The 14754-nt window shown below is 64.7% G+C and carries 11 protein-coding genes; 10 read left to right on the plus strand and 1 reads right to left on the minus strand.

Going from position 1 to position 14754, the window contains the following annotated elements; genetic code table 11:
- Positions 1-151: 151 nt before the first annotated feature.
- The gene (locus RX330_RS35460; RefSeq protein WP_212083638.1) at positions 152-1528 is read left to right on the plus strand and encodes a cytochrome P450; all 1377 of its coding nucleotides are present in this window, start codon (positions 152-154) and stop codon (positions 1526-1528) included.
- A 106-nt stretch (positions 1529-1634) separates the two neighbouring features.
- Here the strand turns inward: RX330_RS35460 and RX330_RS35465 are convergent, their stop codons facing one another.
- Positions 1635-2474, minus strand: a complete 840-nt coding sequence (locus RX330_RS35465; protein ID WP_317241604.1) for an SDR family NAD(P)-dependent oxidoreductase — start codon at positions 2472-2474, stop codon at positions 1635-1637.
- A gap of 194 nt (positions 2475-2668) precedes the next feature.
- On the opposite strand from RX330_RS35465, the gene RX330_RS35470 reads away from it, so the two are divergent.
- The 9 genes from RX330_RS35470 to RX330_RS35510 all read left to right on the plus strand — a co-directional run bounded on the left by RX330_RS35470 (position 2669) and on the right by RX330_RS35510 (position 14646).
- Positions 2669-3634, plus strand: coding sequence for a sensor histidine kinase (locus RX330_RS35470; RefSeq protein ID WP_212083634.1), 966 nt, complete (start codon positions 2669-2671; stop codon positions 3632-3634).
- Positions 3635-3843: 209 nt separating this feature from the next.
- On the plus strand, positions 3844-5580 hold the full coding sequence (locus RX330_RS35475; RefSeq protein WP_317241605.1) for a putative bifunctional diguanylate cyclase/phosphodiesterase: 1737 nt from the start codon (positions 3844-3846) through the stop codon (positions 5578-5580).
- Positions 5581-5740: 160 nt separating this feature from the next.
- Entirely contained in the window at positions 5741-7180 is a 1440-nt protein-coding gene (locus RX330_RS35480) for a sigma-54 interaction domain-containing protein (RefSeq protein ID WP_317241606.1), read from the plus strand.
- A gap of 396 nt (positions 7181-7576) precedes the next feature.
- Positions 7577-9604: an acyl CoA:acetate/3-ketoacid CoA transferase gene (locus RX330_RS35485; protein ID WP_212083627.1), complete on the plus strand. Its 2028-nt coding sequence runs from the start codon at positions 7577-7579 to the stop codon at positions 9602-9604.
- A gap of 106 nt (positions 9605-9710) precedes the next feature.
- Positions 9711-10895, plus strand: coding sequence for a substrate-binding domain-containing protein (locus RX330_RS35490; protein WP_317241607.1), 1185 nt, complete (start codon positions 9711-9713; stop codon positions 10893-10895).
- 169 nt (positions 10896-11064) lie between these two features.
- Complete coding sequence (locus tag RX330_RS35495) at positions 11065-11838, plus strand: ABC transporter ATP-binding protein (RefSeq protein ID WP_317241608.1); 774 nt, start codon at positions 11065-11067, stop codon at positions 11836-11838.
- Positions 11835-12557: an ABC transporter ATP-binding protein gene (locus RX330_RS35500; protein WP_317241609.1), complete on the plus strand. Its 723-nt coding sequence runs from the start codon at positions 11835-11837 to the stop codon at positions 12555-12557. The genes RX330_RS35495 and RX330_RS35500 overlap by 4 nt, the downstream gene beginning before the upstream one ends.
- Complete coding sequence (locus tag RX330_RS35505; RefSeq protein WP_212083619.1) at positions 12554-13564, plus strand: branched-chain amino acid ABC transporter permease; 1011 nt, start codon at positions 12554-12556, stop codon at positions 13562-13564. The genes RX330_RS35500 and RX330_RS35505 overlap by 4 nt, the downstream gene beginning before the upstream one ends.
- Entirely contained in the window at positions 13561-14646 is a 1086-nt protein-coding gene (locus RX330_RS35510) for a branched-chain amino acid ABC transporter permease (RefSeq protein WP_317241610.1), read from the plus strand. The genes RX330_RS35505 and RX330_RS35510 overlap by 4 nt, the downstream gene beginning before the upstream one ends.
- Positions 14647-14754 lie beyond the last annotated feature (108 nt).

Consider the following 14754-nt stretch of genomic DNA (forward strand, 5'->3'; position numbering starts at 1 on the left):
TGAGGCTATGCAGCATCGGCGTCGGCTGAAACGGCCGCCGCGCGTAATTGCGACGGCGGTGGGCTGTGACGATCTTGTGCGCTACACGACCGCAGCCCATCGCGGTCGGATCGTGCTATGTTCGCGGCGCCTGCCAACCGGAGCAATCGTCATGTCGATGCAACATATGGCCGCAACGGCGCCCGACTTCACCGCGCCCAAACGCAACGCGCTGACGCACATTCCCGGCGACGAGGGCTGGCCCATCTTCGGCAAGACGTTCCAGGTGCTGGCCGATCCCAAAGGCCATGTCGAGGCGAACGGCGTCAAATACGGCCCCGTCTACCGCACCCATGTTTTCGGCGAGACCAATGTCGTGCTGCTCGGACCGGAGGCCAACGAGCTCGTGATGTTCGACCAGCAAAAGCTGTTCTCGTCGACCCACGGCTGGAACAAGGTGCTCGGCCTGTTGTTTCCGCGCGGGTTGATGCTGCTCGATTTCGACGAGCACCGGCTGCACCGCAAGGCGCTGTCGGTCGCGTTCAAGTCCGGGCCGATGAAGTCCTATCTCAGCGACCTCGACCACGGCATCTCCGCGCGGGTCGCACAGTGGAAGGCCAAGCCCGGCGAAATGCAGCTCTACCCGGCGATGAAGCAGCTCACGCTCGATCTCGCTGCGGCCTCGTTCCTCGGCGCAGACATCGGACCGGAGGTCGACGAGATCAACCGCGCCTTCGTCGACATGGTCGCCGCTGCCGTCGCCCCGATCCGCCGCCCCTTGCCCGGCACCCAGATGGCGGCCGGCGTACGCGGGCGCAAGCGAATCGTCGCCTATTTCCGCGAGCAGATCCCGCTGCGACGCGGCAATCATGGCGGCGATGATCTGTTCTCGCAGCTCTGCCGTGCCACCCATGAGGACGGCGCGCTGCTGTCCGAGCAGGACATCATCGACCACATGAGCTTCCTGATGATGGCGGCACACGACACGCTGACCTCGTCGCTGACCTCCTTCATCGGCGAGCTCGCAGCGAATCCGGACTGGCAGGACCGGCTGCGCGCGGAGGTGCTCGCGCTCGGGCTCGCCCCGGGCGCGCCGAGCAGCTTCGACGATCTCGAGAAAATGCCTCTGTGCGAGATGGCGTTCAAGGAGGCGCTGCGGATCAAGCCGCCGGTGCCCTCGATGCCGCGCCGCGCCATGCGCGATTTCACCTTCAAGGGCTTCACGATCCCCGCCGGCACGGCGGTCGGCGTCAATCCACTCTATACGCATCACATGAAGGATATCTGGCCGGACCCGGACCGCTTCGATCCGCTGCGCTTCACCGAGGAAGCGCAACGGGCCCGCCACCGCTTCGCCTGGGTGCCGTTCGGCGGCGGCGCGCATATGTGCCTCGGCCTGCACTTCGCCTACATGCAGGCGAAATGCTTCGCGCGGCATTTCCTGCAGAATATCGAAGTGTCGCTCGCGCCCGGTTACAAGCCGGACTGGCAGATGTGGCCGATCCCGAAGCCGCGGGACGGGCTGAAGGTCAGGATGAAGGCGGTGTGAGCGACTCACACCGTCATTCCGGGGCGATGCGGAGCATCGAACCCGGAATCTCGAGATTCCGGGTTCGCACTTCGTGCGCCCCGGAACGACAGAAGGTGACCTGCTCCTACGCGCCCTGGCCGAACGCCTTGCGCAAGTCCACGTAGCCCTGCTGCTGCTGGCTCCAGTTGCGGCCGCCGGTCATGGCGCCGTCGACGACGAGGTCGTGGCCGTTGATGAAGCTCGATTCGTCGCTGGCGAGGAACACGGCGGCATGGGCGATGTCATCGGGAAGGCCGGCACGCGGGATCGGCTGCGCGGTCTTGTAGACCTCGCGCATCACCGCCGGCGTCTTCTCCGCCGCATCGGTCGAGAGCCCGAGCGCCTTGCCGAAAATGCCGGTCGCGATCGCTCCGGGCGAGATCGCGTTGACGCGTACATTGGACTCGCCGAGCTCCATCGCCACGCATTTGGTGAGATGAATCACCGCCGCCTTGGCCGCGCTATAGACCATCGAGGACGAGAACCCGGCAAGGCGCCCGGCGATGCTGCCATTGTTGATGATGCTGCCGCTTCCCTGCTTCTTCATGTAGGGCGCGGCATGCTTCATGCCCAGCATGACGCTGCGCACCAGCGTCGCCATTGCGGCATCGAAGCGATCGGCCTCGAGACCCTCGATGCCGCCGGTCTGCGCCGGGCCGCCGGCATTGTTGAACAGGCAGTCGATCCGGCCGAACTTGTCCACGGCCAGCGCGATCAGGGCCTGCATCTGCGCTTCGACCGTCACGTCGGTCTGGCGGAAGATGCAGTTGACCCCGAGCTGGCTCGCCAGCGCCTCACCTTCCGGTACACGCCGGCCCGCGATCACAATTTTGGCACCTTCGGCAACGAAGACTTCCGCAGTGCGCAATCCGATCCCGCTCGTCGCGCCCGTAATCACCGCAACCTTGCCGTCCAGCCTGCCCATGGAATGTCCCTGTTTTCGAACCATTTGACGCCCGATGGCGGACACCGATCGATGACGGCGCCGCGACGGTCGGCGGCGCAAGCGCCACTATTCCCGCCGGCTTCCGTCAAGGCAAGCTTTGCTTCCGCCGGGGACGTGCGTACCATTCCTGGCAATCGCCCGATTTTCGGACGCGTCTCGCAACCGGGCTGTGCATGGGGAAGCTGATCGACGAATTCCGCAGGGGTTGGCAGGGCGTGGCACCGCCATCGCTGGGCCTGAGCCTCACCTTCGCGGTCGCCTGCCTGCTGGTTGCGACGCTGGCGCGCTGGGCCCTCGCGCATGTGCGGCCCGACGTCTACTTCACCCCGTATTTCCCGGCCGTGTTCTTCGCCGCCGCGTTCGGAGGATTCCGGATCGGCATCATCACCGCGCTCTTCGGCGGGGTGCTCGGCGTCGTCGTGAACTTCAGCGACGCCATGGCCGACAACGCGCGGTTTGCCTTGCTGGCGCTCTACTGGGCCGTGAGCGCGCTGACCATCTGGGGGGTCGAGCATTATCGCACCATGCTGGCCGAGCAGCGCAGGATCTCCAGGCGCCTGATCGAGGAAGAGGATTACCGCAAGCTGCTGGTCGACGAGCTCCAGCACCGGTTGAAGAACAAGTTGTCGACGGTGCACGCCGTAATCCACCAGGTGCTGCATGACCAGCCGCAGGTCTGGGCCCGGGTCGATCCGCGGCTGCGGTCGCTGGCTGCGACCGACGATTTGATCTCGCGCATCGACAAGGCTGGCTGCGACATCCGCGATCTCCTGATTTCGGAGCTCGGCCCCTACGGCCATGTCCGCTTCACTCTCAACGGCGAGCGATTGTTCCTGCCGCCGAAGCTCGCGGTCACACTGTCATTGATGTTTCACGAGCTCGCCACCAATGCGGGCAAATATGGTGCGTTCTCCTCGCCTCGCGGTCTGCTGCAGGTGTCGTGGACAGTCAGCGACGACCGGCTGACCATCACCTGGGACGAAACCGAGGGGCCGAGCGTGGACAAGGTGTCCGAGCCCGGCTTCGGCACCAAGCTGCTGAAATCGGCGCTGACGGCCTTCGATGGCAAATCCGAGATCTCCTATCTGAAGACCGGGCTGCATTGCATCATGCAGTGCCGAATCCCGCAAAGCGAATAACGTCGCGCGCCAAGCGAAAGCGCACCCGCGTTCCGCTCGCGTTTTCTCGTGCGCTGTTGACCCTCTGTTAATGACGATCGTCGGCGCGCGTCGCAGCGCCGCAAAACATCCCCGTATTTCTCCGGACCCCTTAACCAAACTTAAGAGGGAACCGCGCAAGATCGCGTCCATTGCAAAGGCGCGCTGAAACAACAAGATTCACGACTTCTATGAACGACAACAGATATTCCGGCGCGAATGAAGCCGAGCTCGGTTTTCTCAAGGAAATCGTTAGAATGCTGCCGGCCGGCCTGACCGTACAGGACGCGCATGGCGAGATTCTGCTGGCTAACGACGCCGCGGCCGCGCAGCTCGGCATGGACGGCAGCCGCCCCTCACCCGATCTGGCGAGGCGTCGCGAAGCCTGCCGCAAGGCTTTCAGTGCCGGCCAGCCTGTCGTCACCGAAGAGGCGCTTCACGGCGGCGCTGCGCGCCAGGTGCTGCTCACGACGCATCGTCCCGTTCGCCTCGCCGGACGCGAGCTCCTGATCTCGGCATCTTCCGACATCACCGAGCAGAAGAATTTCGAGGACCAGCTCTTCCGCTCGGCCTATTTCGACGAGTTGACCGGACTGCCCTCGCGGCGCGTGATCGAACATCGCGTCAACAATTTGCTCACGGAGAATCGCGCCGGCGAGCGCTTCGCGCTGGCCTTCCTCGACGTCGACAATTTCAAACACATCAACGACTATTACGGCCATGCAGTCGGCGATGCGCTGCTGGTCGAGCTGTCGAAGCGGCTCGGCCGCGACCTGCGTGATTCCGACATGCTGTCGCGCATCTCCGGCGACGAATTTTTGCTGCTGCTCTCGCCGATCCAGAGCCAGGAGGAGGTCGCCGAATTCATGCAGTCGACGCTGGAGCGGCTGACGGCGCCGTTCTTCATCGACAATTCGGAGGTCTTCGCCTCCACCTCCGTCGGCATCAGCCTCTATCCCGATCATGGAAGCAGTTTCGAGACGCTGCGCCAGAACGCCGACATCGCGATGTACCGCATCAAGAACAACGGCAAGGGACTCGCCGCCTTCTTCGACGCGAGCATGGAGCGTGAGGCGCAGGCGCGGATGAAGGTCGAGCAGTCGCTGCGGCTCGCCATCCTGGAGAAGCGCTTCTGCTGCGCCTTCCAGTCCAAGGTCGACATCCGCACCCGGGCCGTGAAGGGTATCGAGGCCCTGGTGCGCCTGCGCGACGACGAAGGCGTGATCCAGGCGCCCGGCTCGTTCATCAATCTCGCCGGCGAGCTCGGCCTGATCGACGAGCTCACTCACCTCGTGCTCGCCGAGATCGTCAAGTCGATCGATTTGATCAACGAGACGTTCGGCGCGGAAGCCACCATCAGCATCAACGTCGCCGCCAAGCAGGCCGGCAATCCCGAATTCATGCGCAGCTTCGCGCGAGCGCTGGACGACACCGGCTTTCCGCAGCGTTTCATGATCGAGGTGACGGAAGACGCTTTCGTCGCCAAGAATCATTTCCAGGACGAGATCCTGCCGATGTTCCGCAAGCTCGGCGTCGGCATTTCGATCGACGATTTCGGCACGGGCTATTCCTCGCTCTCGGCGCTGGCCGACATCACCGCCGACGAGATCAAGATCGACCGCTCCTTCATCACCGACATTCATAAGCGCCCGCGCAGCCAGGGCATCCTGCGCGCGATCGAGTCCTTGAGCGAAGCGCTCGGCATGACCGTGATTGCCGAAGGCCTCGAATCCTACGAGGAACTCGCTTATCTCCAGGCCGCAACCAAGATCCGCTACGCGCAGGGCTATTACTTCTCCCGACCGATCTTCCTGGAGGAGCTGAAGCTCGCAACGCCGCTCTCCAGCGAGGCGCGGGCGAACGTCGCGAGCCGCCCGACACAGCACAACCGCCAGGGCTATTCGCGCGCGAACGGTTATCGGCGGTAAAGAAGTCCGGGATTTTGCGTTCCGTCATCGTTCGAGGCCGCTGAAGAAGTGGCCGCCTCAGGGTGACGGGGGACAGATCAGCAAGTGGCCGCCCCCATTTCCCGCTTTGAAATTGCTGGCCTTTTGCTAATACACGGGCGGACCTCCCGCAAGGCATGTCATGTCCGCTTCCGCCTCGATCAGCGATCCCGCCTATCTCCGTGCGCGCGCGATGGAGACGCTGTTCGAGCGGCTGGAGAAGCTCTGCGAGGGCGCGATCGCGATCAACCGCGGCGGACGGGTCGTCTACGTCAACGAAAAATATCTCGCCGCGCTCGGCCTCAAGCGCGTCAGCGAGGCCATCGGCCGGCCGATCGAGGAGGTCATCCCCAACAGCCTGATGCGCAAGGTGGCCGAGACCGGCGAGCCGATCCTGCTCGACATCATGGAGCTCGGCGGCGAGCAGCTCGTCGTCACCCGCATGCCGATCGAGGACGAGAACGGAACGGTGATCGGCGCGATCGGCTTCGTGCTCTATGACCACCTCGAAAGCCTCAAACCCCTGTTGGCCCGCGTCGCCCAGCTCGAAAGCGACCTGCGGCTTGCGCGGCGGCAATTGTCGAACACCCGCGCCGCACGTTTCACTTTCGCCGATTACGTCGGCACCACGCCGGGAATCGCGCAGGCCAAGCAGCTCGCAAGCCGCGCCGCGCGGCAGAGCGTCACGGTGCTCCTCACCGGCGAGACCGGAACGGGCAAGGAGATGCTCGCGCAGGCGATCCACAGTGCTTCCACCCGCGCAGAGAAGCCGTTCGTCAGCGTCAACGTCGCCGCCATACCCGACACGCTGATCGAGTCGGAGTTCTTCGGAACGGCGCCGGGCGCCTTTACCGGCGCCGACCGCAGGGGACGCGAAGGCAAGTTCCGCATCGCCGACGGCGGCACGCTGTTCCTCGACGAGATCGGCGAGATGCCGCTGCAATTGCAGGCCAAGCTGCTGCGCGTGCTGCAGGAGCGCGAGATCGAGCCGCTCGGCTCGGACAAGATCTCCAAGGTCGACGTGCGCGTGGTCGCCGCGACCAATGTGGATTTGCGCAAGCGCGTCAGCGACGGCGCGTTCCGGCCCGATCTCTATTACCGGCTGAACGTGCTCGCGATCGACCTGCCGCCGCTGCGCCACTGCCTGGAGGATCTTCCTGACATCTGCGCCCGGCTGCTCGAGGACATCAGCGCATCCGGCGACTATGTCAGTGCCAGGATCACGCCGAGCGCGCTGGCCGCGCTCGCACGCTACGACTGGCCGGGCAACGTTCGCGAGCTCCGCAACATCCTGGAGCGGGCGCTGATTCTCAGCGATTCCGGCCGGCTGACCGGCGAGGATGTCGCGCGCATCCTTCCCGTCGGCACCGAGATCAGAACCGCAACGTCCGAGCGCCCCGCCGGGCTGGTGGTGCCCTATGCCGAGGCCGAGGCCGAGTTCGAGAGGCAAACGCTTGAACAGGCGCTCGCCGCCAGCAATGGTCAGATCACCGAGGCAGCCAGGATGCTGCGGATCTCGCGTGCGACCTTCTACAAGAAGCTCGCCAAGTTCGGCCTCGCCTCGGGGCCGGCCTCCGTCTGAGTTTCGAGACACGGGTCCGTCCGGAGTCTCGGATTCCGGACACGGCATCTCCTCGCTCTTCCGGTGCCTGTTTCAGAAAATGCCGTGTTTTCCGCCAGTTTGCGCAAACCCTCCGCATCTGGCGCGGACCTTGCTCTTCGCTTTGCACAATGACGCGTGCTGCACATGCGCATTCGCAACGGGGAGGACGCAACATGAGTGAAGCGATCGCGGTCCATCAGCTTCGAGCGAGGCAGCCCTCGCACGTCACGCCACCGAAACACGCAAATTAGCTCCGGGCCGAATGCACTGCTCATATTGTCCAGCACGAGGACAAGCTGTCCCGGCGCGGCTCCTCGCGATAGGATCAATGCACGACAAGATCGGCATACGGTCGAAGCGATCGGGAGGTTCGCGGTGAGCCATCACCCAGCTCTGCCCTATTTGCGCAACTCCGAGAAAGGCAAGGTCGTCACGGCGGCCGAAGCGGTGATGCTGATCCGCGACGGCGACACGGTGGCGACCGGCGGCTTCGTCGGCATCGGCTTTGCCGAGGAGATCGCGATCGCGCTGGAGGAGCTTTATCTCTCCCACGAGGGAGATGCGCCCTATGCGCAGGGCAAGCCGCGCAACCTGACGCTGGTCTATGCGGCGGGCCAGGGTGACGGCAAGGATCGCGGCCTCAATCATCTCGCGCATGAGGGCCTGGTCCGGCGCGTGATCGGTGGACATTGGGGGCTTGCGCCGAAACTGCAGCAACTCGCGATCGCAGGCCAGATCGAGGCTTATAACCTGCCGCAGGGCGTCATCACGCATCTGTTCCGCGACATCGCCGCGCACCGGCCGGGCCATGTCACCCGCGTTGGCATGGGCACCTTCGTCGACCCGCGGCACGGCGGCGGCAAGCTGAACGCGCGCACCACCGAGGACCTGGTGGAGCTGATCAGGATCGGCGACGAGGACTGCCTGCTCTACAAGACGTTCCCGATTCAGGTCGGGATCATCCGCGCCACCACCGGCGATCCCGACGGCAACCTCACCATGGAGAAGGAGGCGCTGACGCTCGAGGCGCTCGCCATCGCCATGGCGGCGCACAATTCCGGCGGCATCGTCATCGCCCAGGTCGAACGCGTAGCCGAGGCCGGCAGCCTCAATCCGCGTCAGGTCAAGATTCCCGGTATCCTCGTCGACTGCGTCGTGGTGGCGAGGCCCGAGAACCACTGGCAGACCTTCGGCACGCAATACAATCCGGCCTTCTCGAGCGAGATCCGTGTCCGCGCCGCCTCGCTGCCGGTGATGCCGGTCAGCGAGCGCAAGATCGTCGCCCGTCGCGCCGCCCTCGAGCTGAAGGCAAACAGCGTCGTCAATCTCGGCATCGGCATGCCGGAGGGCATTGCCTCCGTGGCCAATGAGGAGCGAATCATCGATCTCATCACGCTGACGGCGGAGCCGGGCGTGATCGGCGGCATCCCGGCGAGCGGCATCGATTTCGGCGCGGCGATCAACACGCAGGCGGTGATCGACCAGCCCTATCAGTTCGACTTCTACGACGGCGGCGGTCTCGATGCGGCCTTTCTCGGGCTCGCCCAGGTCGATCGTGCCGGCAACCTCAATGTCAGCAAGTTCGGGCCGAAACTCGCGGGCGCCGGCGGCTTCATCAACATCAGCCAGAGCGCCAAGGAGGTCATCTTCGTCGGCACTTTCGGCGCGGGCAAGCAGCGCATCGCAGTGAACGGCGGCAAGCTCGTCATTCTCGACGAAGCCAGGTCGCGCAAATTCGTGGACAGCGTCGAGCACGTCACCTTCAGCGGCCCGCTCGCGGCAGCGCGCCAGCAGCGCACGCTCTACATCACCGAGCGCTGCGTGTTCGAGCTGCGCCCCGGCGGGCTCGAACTCACCGAAGTCGCGCCCGGCATCGATATCGAGCGCGACATTTTACGTCTGATGGATTTCAAGCCCTTGATCCCACGCGATCCCGCCTTGATGGATGCGCGCATCTTCGGCGAAGGTCTGATGGATTTGCGCGAGCGCCTGCTCACCATTCCGCTCGACCAGCGCTTCACGCTGGACGAGCAGCAGAACCTTTTCTTCGTCAATCTCGAACGCTACCCGCTGCGCAGCAGGGCCGAGATCGACGCCATCGCCGATATCGTCGAGGCCAGGCTCGCACCGCTCGGCCGCCGGGTCTACGCCATCGTCAATTATGACAATTTTTCCATCCTGCCGGAACTGATGGACGATTATTCGGCCATGGTCCGCAGCCTCGTCGATCGCTTCTATTCCGGTGTCTCGCGCTACACCACGTCGGGCTTCCTGCGCATCAAGCTCGGCGAAGCCCTGGAGAGGCGCGGCGTCGCACCGCATATTTTCGAGAGCGCGGAGGAGGCGCAGTCGGATCGGCGTCAGGCCGAAGGAGCCGGCAACGCGCGGCTCGCTCAAAAATGATGCATGTTCGAAAGGCCGGCACGCTCGGCCGGAAGGTTCAATTGCAATGTTCGTAGTGTTGTGCAAATCGCTGTTGCCGAGAAACTTTAAATCAGGAGGGACCATCGTGCGTCGATCACTCATCATAACAACAACCGTCCTCGCGCTCGCCGCGAGCACGTCCGCACGGGCCGACGATCTCAAGGTCGCGCTGATCTACGGCAAGACCGGTCCGCTCGAGGCCTATGCCAAGCAGACCGAAACCGGCCTGAAGATGGGCTTCGAATACGCCACCAAAGGCACGATGACGCTCGACGGTCGCAAGATCGTCATCATCACCAAGGACGACCAGGGCAAGCCGGACCTTTCGAAGGCCGCGCTCGCCGAAGCCTATCAGGACGACAAGGCCGACATCGCGATCGGCACGACTTCGTCGGCCGCAGCCCTCGCCATTCTCCCGGTCGCCGAGGAGAACAAGAAGATCCTGATCGTCGAGCCCGCGGTCGCGGATCAGATTACCGGCGAGAAGTGGAACCGCTACATCTTCCGCACCGGACGCAACTCGTCACAGGACGCGATCTCGAACGCCGTCGCCATCGGCAAGCAGGGCGTCACCGTCGCGACCCTGGCGCAGGATTATGCGTTCGGCCGCGATGGCGTCGCAGCCTTCAAGGAGGCGCTCGCCAAGACCGGCGCGACGCTCGCCGCCGAAGAATATGCCCCGACCTCGACCACCGACTTCACCGCGGTCGGCCAGCGCCTGTTCGACGCGCTGAAGGACAAGCCCGGCCGCAAGGTGATCTGGGTGATCTGGGCCGGCGCCGGCAATCCGCTGGCCAAGCTCCAGGACATGGACCCGAAGCGCTACGGCATCGAGCTCTCCACCGGCGGCAACATCCTGCCGGCGCTCGCCGCCTATAAGGGCCTCCCCGGCATGGAAGGCGCGACCTATTATTTCTACGATATCCCGAAGAACCCGGTGAACGACTGGCTGGTCGCCGAGCACCAGAAGCGCTTCAACGCGCCGCCGGACTTCTTCACCGCGGGCGGCTTTGCTGCCGCGATGTCCGTCGTCGCCGCCGTCACCAAGGCGAAGTCGACCGACACCGAGAAGCTGATCACGGCCATGGAGGGCCTGGAGTTCGACACGCCGAAGGGCAAGATGGTGTTCCGCAAGGAAGATCATCAGGCGCTGCAGAGCATGTATCACTTCAAGGTCAAGGTTGATCCGAACGTCGCCTGGGCCGTGCTCGAGCCGGTGCGCGAGCTGAAGATCGAGGACATGGACGTTCCCGTCCGCAACAAGCGCTGACCTTCCTTGCTTCACCTCTCCCGCTTGCGGGAGAGGCCGGGAGAGGACTTCTCCTCTTGGGAGATTATCCCATCGCGGAAGCACCCTCTCCCCTCCCTCCCCCGCAAGCGGGGGAGGGAGGGCTGCGTGACTCGCGGATGGATTCCGTTTCATCATTTGTAGATTCTCAATGACGCTGACCCTCGAAACCCGCGACCTCACCATCCGCTTCGGCGGCCATGTCGCGGTCAACAACGTCACCTGCACGTTCCGCCCGGGCGAGCTCACCGCGATCGTCGGGCCGAACGGCGCCGGCAAGACCACCTACTTCAATCTGATCTCGGGCCAGCTGCGCGCCTCGAACGGCAGTATCCTGTTCGGCGGCACCGACATCACCCAGCACTCCGCGCCAATGCGGACCCGTGCGGGTCTCGGGCGCGCGTTCCAGCTCACCAATCTCTTTCCGAACCTCACCGTGGAAGAGAACGTTCGCCTTGCGGTGCAGGCGGCAAACGGCACGCACTACGACATGCTGCGGCCCTGGACGGTGCGCCGCGACCTGATCGCACGCGCCGATGCCATCCTCGACCAGGTCGCGCTCGGCAGCCGCCGCGGCGTTGCCGCGACAGCGCTGTCACATGGCGATCAGCGCAAGCTCGAAGTGGCGCTGATGATCGCGCTGGAGCCGAAGGTCTTCATGTTCGACGAGCCGACCGCGGGCATGAGCATCGACGAGGTGCCTGTGGTCCTCAACCTGATTGCGCAGCTCAAGCAGGACAGGAGCAAGATCATCCTTCTGGTCGAGCACAAGATGGACGTGGTGCGCTCGCTCGCCGACCGCATCATCGTCCTGCATAACGGGCAACTCGTTGCGGACGGGCCGCCTGCCGAGGTGATCGCCTCCCCGATCGTGCAGGAGGCCTATCTCGGCGTCGCCCCCAAGAGCGCGGAGAGCGTCGCATGACCGACCTGCTCAAGCTCTCCGGCGTGCACACCCATATCGGCCGCTATCACATCCTCCAGGGCATCGACCTCGCGGTCCCGCAGGGACAGGTCACGATGCTGCTCGGCCGTAACGGCGCCGGCAAGACGACGACGCTGCGCACCATCATGGGGCTGTGGCAGGCCTCGCACGGCGAGATCAGCCTCGCCGGGATGCGCATCGAGAGCCTCGCCACGCCCGATATCGCCCGGCTCGGCGTCGGCTACGTGCCGGAGAGCATGGCGGTGTTCTCCGACCTCACGGTGAGGGAGAATCTGGTGCTGGCGGCGCGCGACGGCCCGCTCGACGACGCCCAGCTCGAGTGGATTTTCGGCTTCTTTCCGGCGCTGCGCCGCTTCTGGCTGTCGCGCGCCGGAAGCCTCTCGGGCGGACAGAAGCAGATGCTCTCGATCGCGCGCGCCATCATCGAGCCGCGCAAGCTCTTGCTGATCGACGAGCCGACGAAGGGCCTCGCGCCCGCGATCGTGATGGCGCTGATCGAGTGCCTGAAGGAGATCAAGCGCAAGGGCGCGACCATCCTCATGGTCGAACAGAACTTCTTTGCCGCCCGCGAGCTCGGCGACAACGTGCTGGTGATGGACAACGGCACTATCGTTCATCGCGGAGAAATGGCGGCGCTCGCCGCCGACGTGCCGTTGCAGGAGCGGCTTCTCGGCCTGAGCCTGGAGACACATCAGTGACTGAACTTGCCGCAACCGATCCCCTGCCGAAGCCGAAACGCGACATCGCGCCGGTCCTGCTGCCGATCGCGCTCGCCCTGCTCATGATCCCGCTGATTGGATCAACCAGCTCCTGGCTGACGCTGACCGTCGCGAGTCTCGCCATGGGCATGATGATCTTCATCATGGCCTCGGGCCTGACGCTGGTGTTCGGCCTGATGGACGTGCTCAATTTCGGCCACGGCGCCTTCATCGCCGTCGGCGCCTATGTCGCGACCCTGGTGCTGGCGCCGTTCGCGGCCTCCATCCAGGCCGACTCGCTCTGGATGAACCTCGCGGTGCTCGCCCCGGCCGCGCTGCTCTCAATGGCGGTATCCGGCGCGCTCGGCCTGGTCGTCGAGCGCGTGCTGATCCTGCCCGTCTACGGCCAGCATCTGAAGCAGATCCTGATGACGACCGGCGGCCTGATCGTCGCCGAACAGACGCTCTATGCGCTGTGGGGGCCGCAGATCATCCCGATGCCGCTGCCGACCTCGTTGCGCGGCTCCTTCATCCTCGGCGACGTCGCGATCGCGAAATACCGCGTGCTGGCGATGCTGATCGGCCTTGGCATCTTCATCGCGATCCAGCTCGTGCTCAACCGCAGCAAGCTCGGCCTCTTGATCCGCGCCGGCGTCGAGAACCGCGAAATGGTCGAGGCGCTCGGCTATCGCATCCGCCGCCTGTTCCTCGGCGTGTTCATGACGGGATCGGCGCTGGCCGGCCTCGGCGGCGTGATGTGGGCGCTCTATCGCGAGCAGGTTCACGCCTCCATGAGCGACGACCTCACCGTCCTGATCTTCATCGTCGTCATCATCGGCGGACTCGGGTCGATCGGCGGCTGCTTCATCGGTGCGATCCTCGTGGCCATGGTCGCCAATTACGGCGGCTTCCTGGTGCCGAAGCTCGCCCTCGTCTCCAACATCCTGCTGATGGTCGCCATTCTGATGTGGCGGCCGCGCGGCCTCTATGCGGTGACCAGCCGATGATGATCCTCTCCGGCGACCCGCCGCGCAGCCGCATCCTCACGCTCGTTCTCGTCGTCATCATCCTGGCGCTGGCGGCGACGCCGTTCCTGTTCCCGGGCGCCAAGGCGCTGAACGTCGCAGCCAAGATCTGCGTCTTCGCCGCGCTGGTCGCCTCCTATGACCTGCTGCTCGGTTACACCGGCTCGGTCTCGTTCGCCCACACCATGTTCTACGGCATCGGCAGCTACGCGATCGCCATCGCGCTGTACGGAATGGGGCCCAATTGGTCCGCGGTCGCGACCGGCATCGTCGTCGGACTGCCGCTCGCAGCTCTGCTCGCGCTCGCCATCGGGCTCTTTTCTCTGCGCGTCGCCGCGATCTTCTTCGCCATGATCACGCTCGCGGTTGCCTCCGCCTTCCAGGTCCTGGCCTCGCAGTTCTCCTGGCTGACCGGCGGTGAGGACGGGCGCAGCTTCCAGCTGCCGGAGCTGCTGCGCCCCGGCACCGTGCTGATCTCGAAAAACCTGTTCGGCTTCGAGGTCAACGGCCGCATCCTGACCTTCTACCTGGTGTTCGCCGTCTCGGCCCTGATGATCCTCGCTTTGCTGCGCGTCGTGAACTCGCCGTTCGGGCGCGTGCTGCAGGCCATCCGCGAGAACCGGTTTCGCGCCGAGGCGCTCGGTTTCCGCACGGTGTTCCACTTGACCTACGCCAATTGCCTCGCCGCGCTGGTCGCTGCCGGCGCCGGCATCCTGAACGCACTGTGGTTACGCTATGCCGGTCCCGATACCTCGCTCAGCTTCTCGATCATGCTGGACATCCTGCTGATGGTCGTGATCGGCGGCATGGGCACGATCTACGGCGCGATCATCGGCGCCAGCATCTTCATCCTCGCCCAGAACTATTTGCAGTCGCTGATGGGGGTCGCCTCCACGGCGGCGTCGGAAGCCGGCCTGCCGCTGCTGCCGGGGCTGTTGCATCCCGACCGCTGGCTGCTGTGGCTCGGGCTGCTCTTCATCGCCAGCGTCTACTTCTTTCCGACCGGCGTGGTCGGACGGCTGCGCAACCCGACCGGTGCCAAGGGCGGCGGCAGCTCGCATTAACCCCCGGTTAATGATGCAGCGCAGCGGTCACTATGCGCGCGGCACAACCGTGACGCGATTCCCGCTCCGCTGCATGCGAATGCGACTGCGCAACCGGATTAAGGCTTA

It is taken from the genome of Bradyrhizobium sp. NDS-1 (assembly GCF_032918005.1).
Lineage (GTDB): Bacteria > Pseudomonadota > Alphaproteobacteria > Rhizobiales > Xanthobacteraceae > Bradyrhizobium > Bradyrhizobium tunisiense.